This is a genomic window from Nonomuraea turkmeniaca (assembly GCF_005889735.1).
GTDB lineage: Bacteria > Actinomycetota > Actinomycetes > Streptosporangiales > Streptosporangiaceae > Nonomuraea > Nonomuraea turkmeniaca.
Genome location: NZ_VCKY01000353.1, coordinates 1 through 8,103 on the forward strand (window position 1 = coordinate 1; position 8,103 = coordinate 8,103).

An 8,103-nucleotide genomic window follows, 5' to 3' on the forward strand; every position below is an offset into this window, starting at 1 on the left:
GGTTGCGGGCCGCCTGCGACGCGGCGTGGGCGGCGGCCGGGGAGGGGCGGATCGAGGAGGACGCGGTCAAGCCCGTCCTGGACCGCCTCGCCGGCTGAGCCGACGCTCTTCGCGTGCCGGCGTCAGGCGATTCGCTCACTGGTCTGTCTCGCGAACTGCCACGAGCCCACGGCCAGGAGCAGCGCCGACGCCACCACCAGCGCGCCCAGCGACAGCGGCACCCCGCCGCTCCAGCCGTCCAGCACCAGCAGCCGCATGGCCTCGATGGCGTACGTGAGCGGGTTGGCCCGGGCCACGGTCTCCATCCATCCCGGCATGGCCGACAGCGGCACGAATGCGTTGCTCATGAACAACAGCGGCAACGACGCGAACCCCGTGATCGCGAAGAACGTCCCGTGCGAGGGCACCGCGCAGGCCAGCGCCATCGCCGCCGCCGTGAGCGCCAGGGTCAGCAGCGCCGTCGCGACCAGGATCGCCAGCACGCCGAGCGGGCCGGACGCGGGACGCACGCCCAGGACGAGCGCCACCAGCAGGATCACCACCACCTGGGCAGAGTTCATCCCCACCTGGAACACGAAACGCGACACGATCAGCGAGCTCCGCCTGATCGGCATGCTGAGCAGCTTGTCGAGGTAGCCGGTCTCCTTGTCGAACAGCAGCGGCATCGCCGCCGTCACCCCGTTGCCGACCACGGTGAAGGCGATGATCCCCGGCACCGCGAACGCGATGTAGTCGTCCGTGCCGACCGCACGGGGATCCATCGCACCGCCCAGGGCGCCGGCGAAGAACACCAGCCACACGGCCGGCTGCAGCACGCTGAACAGCAGGTTCAGGCGCTCCCGCAGGAGGATGAGGAGCCACCGCCTGGACAACGCCAGGACTTCCTGGGACCACATCATTCCGCCTCCTCACGCAGTGCGTGGCCGGTGTGGCGGAGGAACACGTCGTCGAGCGAGGGCGCCCCGGTCGCCTCCTTCAGCTCGGCAGGCGTGCCGCTGACCACCTCACGGCCGTGGTCGATGATCGTCAGGCGGTCGCAGAGCCGGTCCGCCTCGTCCATGTAGTTGGTCGCCAGCAGCACGGTCATCCCCTGGTCGCACAGCGAGCGGATGTGATCCCACATGCGGTGGCGCGACGGCACGTCCAGGCCGAGCGTCGGCTCGTCGAGTATCAGCAGCTCTGGCCGGTGCAGCAGCCCGCAGGCCAGGTCGAGGCGCTTCTGCATGCCTCCGGAGTACTCCTGGACCAGCCTGTCGGCGTCCTCCGACAACCCCACCAGGTCGAGGACCTCTCCGGCCCTGGCCTTCACCTGCCGCCTCGGAACGTGGTAGAGGGCCGCCTCGATCTCGGTCTTCTCGCGGCCGGTCAGCATGTAGTAGCCCATGGGGGAGACCTGCTGCATCACGTACCCGATGCGCTTGCGTACCTCTCCAGCCGCCCCCACCACGTCGAACCCGCACACCCGCGCGGCGCCACCGCTCGGTGGGAGCAGTGTGGCGAGCATCCTGATCGTGGTTGTTTTGCCGGCGCCGTTCGGGCCGAGCAGGCCGAAGATCTCGCCCGGCGCGATCGCCAGGGCCAGACCGTCAACGGCGAGGCGGTCGCCGAAGGAGCGGCTCAGCCGTTCGGTCTCGATGATCAAACCCATATTGTTCACCCATCGCCAAATAATTAACGTTTCCATTAAATAACTTGGCGACGGGAGCGGTCAATCGGCCCGCCTAGATCAGCTTCCGCAGGCGCAGCAGGTCACCAAAGCTCGCGTCGATCTTCACCCGGCCGCCGAGCAGCGCGCGCGCCAGGTCCAGCTCCCCGTCGACGAGCGCGATCAGGTCGTCGCTCGCGATCGTCAGCTTCACGTTGGCGGGTTTGCCGTCCGGCGGCGGCTGCTCCGTGAACGGCTCGAGCCCCCCGTGATGCAACCGGCCGTAGAAGATCACATCAAGGTCGGAAACCCGGCAGCTGACCGTGCGTTCCACCACGTGCTTGGCCCGGTCCTCCTCGTCGATCTCGTCGAACTGGGCGACGAGCTTGACCAGTGCCGCCCGGCACTCCTCGACGCTTGCCATGATGCGCATCCTTTCTTTCCCTTTGCGGACCGTAGCGTTCCACATCACTAGCACCCCCGTATGACCTTCAACGTGTGACACGCCTGCCAAGGTCCCGCGTGCTCGCGGGAGGCGTTACGGTCGAATCATGACTGAGCTGCCGGAGGAGACCGGCGACGAGCGGGTCGACGCCATCGTGGCCGGCATGGGCCGCTTGGGCGAGCTGCCGGTCGGCGCCCACGTGGCCGTCTTCGACGAGGCGTTTTCCGAGCTCGAGGCCACGCTGGCCGCCGTGGAAGCCGCAGGAGACGAGGAAGCCGCGGGCGCGCCGGCGCCGGGTGACCGGTGACCCGGCGGATCCGCCTCGACAGTGAGCTGGTGCGCCGGGGCCTGGCGAGGTCGCGCGAGCAGGCGGCCCAGCTCATCGACGCCGGCCGGGTCAGCGTCGGCGGCCAGCTCGCCCGCAAGCCCGCCACACAGGTCGACACCGCGTCCCCCATCGTCGTGGCCGCTTCCGAGGAGGGCCCCGACTACGTTTCGCGCGGAGCGCACAAGCTGCTCGGCGCGCTGGACACGTTCGGCAGCCTGACCGTCGAGGGCCGCAGGTGCCTCGACGCGGGCGCCTCCACGGGCGGGTTCACCGACGTGCTGCTGCGCCGCGGCGCAGCGCACGTGCTCGCCGTCGACGTCGGCTACGGCCAGCTGGCCTGGTCGTTGCGGACCGACGAGCGGGTGACGGTGATGGAACGCGTCAACGTCCGCGATCTGACCCCCGGCATGGTCGGCGAGCCACCCACACTGATCGTGGGCGACCTGTCGTTCATCTCGCTGAGGCTGGTGCTGCCCGCCCTGGCCGCCGTCGCGGCGCCGCGGGCGGATTTCGTGCTGCTCGTCAAGCCGCAGTTCGAGGTGGGCAAGGACCTCGTGGGGGCGGGTGGCGTCGTACGCGATCCCGAATTGCGCAAGCAGTCCGTGCGCGACGCCGCCGCCAAGGCTCTGGAGCTGGGGCTGACCGTGCGCGGGGTGACCGCGAGCCCGCTGCCCGGACCGTCGGGAAATGTGGAATATCTGCTCTGGCTGGGCAAGGGAGAGGGCGAGCCGCCGGTCGCCGACCTCGAAGCCGAGATCCAGCGTGCCGTCGCGGAAGGGCCGCAATGAATCGTACCGTGCTGGTCGCCGTGCACACCGGGCGGGGCGTCGCCGTCGAGAGCGCCCGCCTGGTCATCAACCGGCTGGTCGACGCCGGGATCGCCGTCAGGGTGCTCGAGTCCGAGGCCGGCGAGATCGGCTGCGCCGGAGTGCAGGCGGTGCCCGGTGATCCCGGCGCGGTCAAGGACGCCGAAGTCATGATGGTGCTCGGCGGCGACGGCTCGCTGCTACGCGCCGCCGAGCTCGCCCGGCCCGCCGGCACGCCCCTGCTGGGGGTGAATCTCGGGCATGTCGGGTTCCTGGCCGAGGCGGAGGTCGACGACCTGGCCGCCGCGGTCGACAGCGTCGTGGCCGGCCGCTACGACGTCGAGGAGCGCATGACGATCGACGTTCTCGCCCGGCAGAACGGCCGGGTGCTGGCCGACACGTGGGCACTCAACGAGGCCACGGTCGAGAAACAGGAACGCATGCTCGAGGTGGTCACCGAGATCGACGGCCGGCCCCTGTCGCGATGGGGCTGCGACGGCGTGATCTGCGCCACCCCGACGGGCTCGACCGCCTATGCCTTCTCGGCGGGCGGACCCGTGGTGTGGCCGGAGGTGGAGGCGCTGCTCATGGTGCCCATCAGCGCCCACGCGTTGTTCGCCAAGCCGCTGGTGGTCTCGCCGCGCTCCACGCTGGCCGTGGAGATCCTGCCGGACACGCCGGGCGGCGTCCTGTGGTGCGACGGCCGGCGCCGCTTCGAGCTGCCGTCCGGCTCGCGGGTGGAGGTGCGCAGAGGCACCGAGCCCGTACGCCTGGCGCGGCTGCACGGCGTGGAGAGCACCGGCGCGCCGTTCACCGACAGGCTGGTCGCCAAGTTCGAGCTTCCTGTTCAGGGCTGGCGCGGAAGGGTGCGACCCTGAGTGAATGGGAGGCGGAGCGCGTAGGATCACGTGGGCACACGTGTTCGGAGACGATCCGTGCGACCATCAGTGAGACGATCCGTGTGACCGACAAACACGGCAGTGACGGGAGTGGGCAGTGCGACCAAGGGTCGAGGAGGTCCGCATCCAGGCGCTCGGCGTCATCGACGAGGCCGTGCTCGAGCTTTCGCCGGGCTTCAACGTGGTCACCGGCGAGACGGGCGCAGGCAAGACGATGGTCGTCACCGGGCTCGGGCTGCTGTTCGGCGGCCGGGCCGACCCCTCGCGCATCCGCCCAGGGGCCGACCGGGCCAGTGTGGAGGGCACGCTGGTCATCGAGGCGGGCGGGCGCGTCGCCCAGCAGGTCGAGGACATCGGCGGCGAGGTCGAGGACGGCACGCTGATCATCTCGCGGGCGGTGTCGGCCGAAGGCCGGTCCAGGGCGTGGCTCGGCGGCCGCACGGTGCCCGTCGGCACCCTGACCTACCTGGCCGACGACCTGGTGGCGGTGCACGGGCAGATGGATCAGCAGCGGCTGCTCCAGCCCGCCAGGCAGCGGGCCGCGCTGGACCGGTACGCCGGCAACGAACTCGTCAAGCCGCTGCGGGCCTACGCGCAGGCGTACAAGCGGCACAAGAAGGTCGCCGCGCAGCTGGAGGAGCTGACCACCAGGGCCAGGGAGCGCGCGCAGGAGGCCGACATGCTGCGCTTCGGCCTGGAGGAGATCGAGAAGGTCGACCCCAAGCCGGGCGAGGACGCCGACCTGCGTACGGAGGAGGAGCGGCTCTCGCACGCCGACGCCCTGCGCGGCGCCGCGACCACCGCGCACACCGCGCTGCTCGGCGACCCCATGGAGGCGGCCGGCGGCCCGCACGACGTGATCTCGCTGCTCGGCGAGGCGCGCGCGGCCGTGGAGGCCGTACGCGACTTCGACACCCAGCTCGCCAGTGTGGCCGACAGGCTGGCCGAGGCCGGATACCTGATCTCCGACGTGGCCACCGACCTGGCGGCGTACGCCGAGTCGATCGAGGCCGACCCGGCGCGGCTGGCGGCGGTGCAGGAACGCCGCTCCGTGTTGTCCGGACTCATCAGAAAATATGCCGAGGACAGCGCCGGGGTGCTGGCGTGGGCGCAGCAGGCCGCGGGCCGCCTATCCGAGCTCGAAGGCGATGACGAGCGCATCGACGAGCTGACCCGCGAGTACGACGAGCTGACCGACAAGCTCACCGACCTGGCGGCCGAGCTGACCAGGGTGCGCGAGGCGGCCGCCGAGCGGTTCGGCCGGGCCGTCACCGAGGAGCTGACGGCGCTGGCCATGCCGCACGCCAGGGTCGTCGTGCAGCTCAGCCAGAGCGCGGAGTTCGGCCCCGAGGGGGTTGACGAGGTGGAGCTGCGGATGGCCGCCCACCCTGCCGCGCCGCCGCTGCCGCTCAACAAGGGCGCGTCCGGCGGCGAGCTCAGCCGGGTGATGCTCGCGATCGAGGTGGTGTTCGCCGGCGCGGACCCGGTGCCGACGTTCGTGTTCGACGAGGTCGACGCGGGTGTCGGTGGCAAGGCGGCGGTGGAGATCGGGCGCCGGCTGGCCCGGCTGGCCCGCACCGCCCAAGTGATTGTCGTCACCCACCTGCCGCAGGTTGCCGCGTTCGCCGACCAGCATCTCGTGGTCGAGAAGGCGAGCGACGGCAGCGTCGTGCGCAGCGGCGTCACCGCGCTCGACCACGAAGGCCGCGTACGCGAGCTGTCCCGCATGCTGGCCGGCCTGGAGGACTCCGAGCTCGGCCGGGCGCACGCCGAGGAACTCCTGGGGCTCGCCGCGACTGACCGGTGATCCTGGGTGACATAGCGGACACGCCGCGTAATGCGTGGCCTGTGCGCTGTTTCGCTCTGGCAGGATGGTCATGATGAAGGTTCCGGGAAGCAGGATGCCGGGCCTCCGCGGCAGGAAGGTCGGCGACCTTCCCGGCATAACGGCAGTGGCGAGAATCGACCGGCGTACCAAGAGGCTCACCAAGCGCCTCCAGCCGGGGGAAATTGCGATTATCGACCATGTCGACGTGGACCGGGTCAGCGCGGAGGCGCTTGTCGCGTGCGGAGCGGCGGCCGTCGTCAACGTCGCGTCCGGCATCAGCGGTCGCTACCCCAACCTGGGGCCGCAGATCCTGCTGGACGCGGGCGTGCCGTTCATCGACAACGCCAACACGGAGCTGTTCGAGCGGGTCAAGGACGGCGACGTCGTCAGGCTCTGCGACGGGGTCGTCTACCTCGACGAGGACGCGGTCGGCAAGGGCGAGCAGCAGACGGCCGAGGCCGTCGAGGCCGCCATGGCCGAGGCGCGCGCCGGGCTGTCCGTGCAGATCGAGGCATTCGCCGTCAACACGATGGAGTACGTCCGCGGCGAGGGCAAGCTGCTCATCGACGGGGTCGGCGTACCCGAGATCCGGACCAACATGGAGGGCAGGCACGTCCTCATCGTGGTCCGCGGTTACCACTACAAAGAGGACATCGCCACCCTTCGCCCGTACATCCGCGAATACCGGCCCATCCTCGTCGGCGTCGACGGCGGGGCCGACGCGCTGATGGAGGCCGGCTACCTGCCCGACGTGATCGTGGGCGACTTCGACTCCGTCTCCACCAAGGCCCTGACCTGCGGCGCGGAGCTCGTCGTGCACGCCTACCGCGACGGCCGGGCACCAGGGCTGGAGCGTGTGCACCAGCTCGGCCGCGAAGCCGTGATCTTCCCTGCCACCGGCACCAGCGAGGACATCGCGATGATCCTGGCCGACGACAAGGGCGCCGAGCTGATCGTCGCCGTCGGCACCCACGGCACGCTGGAGGAGTTCCTCGACAAGGGGCGCTCCGGCATGGCCAGCACTTTCCTGACAAGGTTGATCATTGGCAGCAAGCTCATCGACGCCAAGGGCGTGAGCCGGCTCTACCGCAGCCGCATCTCCACCTCGCAGCTGCTCCTCCTCGTGATCACCGCGTTGATCACGATCGTCGTCGCACTCGTCTCCGCGCCGATCGGCCGCACCTGGCTGAACGGCCTGCAAGACGCCTGGAACGCGTTCATCTTCTGGCTGGTCGGACTCTTCTCGTGATCGATTTTCGCTATCACCTCGTCTCCATCGTCGCGATCTTCCTGGCGCTGGCGGTGGGCATCGTGCTGGGCACCACGCTGCTCCAGGACCCCGCGATCGACCTGGCCAAGAGGACCAGTGACGAGCTGACCAACACCAACCACGGGCTGCGGGCCGACCTCGACACCCTGCGCGGCAGAGAAGCGGGCAACGACGCGTTCATCACCGCCCAGACGCCCGAGATGGTGGCCGGCACCCTGGTCGGCCAGCGGGTGCTGCTCATCGAGTCGCCGGGCTCCAGCACCGCCGTGCGCGAGGCCGCCCAGCAGGTGATCGAACAGTCGGGCGCGGAGATCTCCGGGCGCCTCACGCTGACCGAGAAGTTCCTCGATCCCACGGGCAAAGGCGTGCTCGATGGCCTGGTCAATCAGCTGAAACCGGCCAACATGGTCTTCCCGGCCACCGCCACCAGCTGGGACCGGGCCGCCTCGCTGCTCGCCGCGTCCCTCATGACCAACGACCCGGCCCAGGCCAACACGCCCAACGCCACCACCGGCGACATCCTTGGCGCGTTCGAGGCGGGCGGGCTGGTCGGCACCGACGGCGACCCCGCCAAGCGGGCCACGCTCGCCGTCATGTTCGCGCCGGAGAAGCCGTACGAGGGCGAGACCGCCGAGGTCCTCGCCGACGCGCTGGTCTCGGTGGCCGACGGGTTCGACGCGACGAGTAAGGGCACGGTCCTGGCCGGAGCCGCCGCCCCGGCCGTCGTCCCCGGCGACCCGATCAGCGCCGTACGCGACGAGAGCGAGATCGCCAGGCGCGTCTCCACCGTCGACACCGCCGATATGCCCGCGGGCCGCGTCGTGATCGTCTACTCTCTCCGGGAGCAACTGTCCGGGCGGGCCGGCCAATACGGCATCGGCA

At 70.3% G+C, this 8,103-nt stretch carries 9 protein-coding genes; 6 read left to right on the forward strand and 3 right to left on the reverse strand.

Annotated features, from left to right (window positions below; genetic code table 11):
• Window positions 1–122: 122 nt before the first annotated feature.
• The 3 genes from ETD86_RS50690 to ETD86_RS50700 all read right to left on the reverse strand — a co-directional run bounded on the left by ETD86_RS50690 (window position 123) and on the right by ETD86_RS50700 (window position 2,069).
• Window positions 123–899: an ABC transporter permease gene (locus ETD86_RS50690; protein ID WP_138673782.1), complete on the reverse strand. Its 777-nt coding sequence runs from the start codon at window positions 897–899 to the stop codon at window positions 123–125.
• Complete coding sequence (locus tag ETD86_RS50695; RefSeq protein ID WP_170223738.1) at window positions 896–1,648, reverse strand: ABC transporter ATP-binding protein; 753 nt, start codon at window positions 1,646–1,648, stop codon at window positions 896–898. Before ETD86_RS50695 ends, ETD86_RS50690 begins: the two co-directional genes overlap by 4 nt.
• 73 nt (window positions 1,649–1,721) lie before the next feature.
• Entirely contained in the window at window positions 1,722–2,069 is a 348-nt protein-coding gene (locus ETD86_RS50700; protein WP_138673784.1) for an SCP2 sterol-binding domain-containing protein, read from the reverse strand.
• Between the two features lie 127 nt (window positions 2,070–2,196).
• Here ETD86_RS50700 and ETD86_RS56340 point away from each other — a divergent pair, with 127 nt between their 5' ends.
• From ETD86_RS56340 to ETD86_RS50730, 6 genes are all read left to right on the forward strand, one after another.
• Window positions 2,197–2,397 (forward strand): hypothetical protein, encoded by a 201-nt coding sequence (locus ETD86_RS56340; protein WP_170223739.1) that lies wholly within the window; start codon window positions 2,197–2,199, stop codon window positions 2,395–2,397.
• Window positions 2,394–3,206: a TlyA family RNA methyltransferase gene (locus ETD86_RS50710; RefSeq protein ID WP_138673785.1), complete on the forward strand. Its 813-nt coding sequence runs from the start codon at window positions 2,394–2,396 to the stop codon at window positions 3,204–3,206. Before ETD86_RS56340 ends, ETD86_RS50710 begins: the two co-directional genes overlap by 4 nt.
• On the forward strand, window positions 3,203–4,102 hold the full coding sequence (locus ETD86_RS50715; RefSeq protein WP_138673786.1) for an NAD kinase: 900 nt from the start codon (window positions 3,203–3,205) through the stop codon (window positions 4,100–4,102). The genes ETD86_RS50710 and ETD86_RS50715 overlap by 4 nt, the downstream gene beginning before the upstream one ends.
• 118 nt (window positions 4,103–4,220) lie before the next feature.
• Entirely contained in the window at window positions 4,221–5,930 is a 1,710-nt protein-coding gene (gene recN, locus ETD86_RS50720) for a DNA repair protein RecN (protein ID WP_138673787.1), read from the forward strand.
• Between the two features lie 73 nt (window positions 5,931–6,003).
• Window positions 6,004–7,200, forward strand: coding sequence for a putative cytokinetic ring protein SteA (gene steA / locus ETD86_RS50725; protein ID WP_138673790.1), 1,197 nt, complete (start codon window positions 6,004–6,006; stop codon window positions 7,198–7,200).
• On the forward strand, window positions 7,197–8,103 hold a 907-nt coding region (locus ETD86_RS50730; protein WP_138673788.1), incomplete at its 3' end, for a copper transporter. The genes steA and ETD86_RS50730, both read left to right, overlap by 4 nt.

Coding starts and splice junctions, on each gene's coding strand:
- ETD86_RS50690 (WP_138673782.1), bottom strand. CDS start 899: ATGATGTGGTCCCAGGAAGTCCTGGCGTTGTCCAGGCGGTGGCTCCTC.
- ETD86_RS50695 (WP_170223738.1), bottom strand. CDS start 1,648: ATGGGTTTGATCATCGAGACCGAACGGCTGAGCCGCTCCTTCGGCGAC.
- ETD86_RS50700 (WP_138673784.1), bottom strand. CDS start 2,069: ATGGCAAGCGTCGAGGAGTGCCGGGCGGCACTGGTCAAGCTCGTCGCC.
- ETD86_RS56340 (WP_170223739.1), top strand. CDS start 2,197: ATGACTGAGCTGCCGGAGGAGACCGGCGACGAGCGGGTCGACGCCATC.
- ETD86_RS50715 (WP_138673786.1), top strand. CDS start 3,203: ATGAATCGTACCGTGCTGGTCGCCGTGCACACCGGGCGGGGCGTCGCC.
- steA (WP_138673790.1), top strand. CDS start 6,004: ATGAAGGTTCCGGGAAGCAGGATGCCGGGCCTCCGCGGCAGGAAGGTC.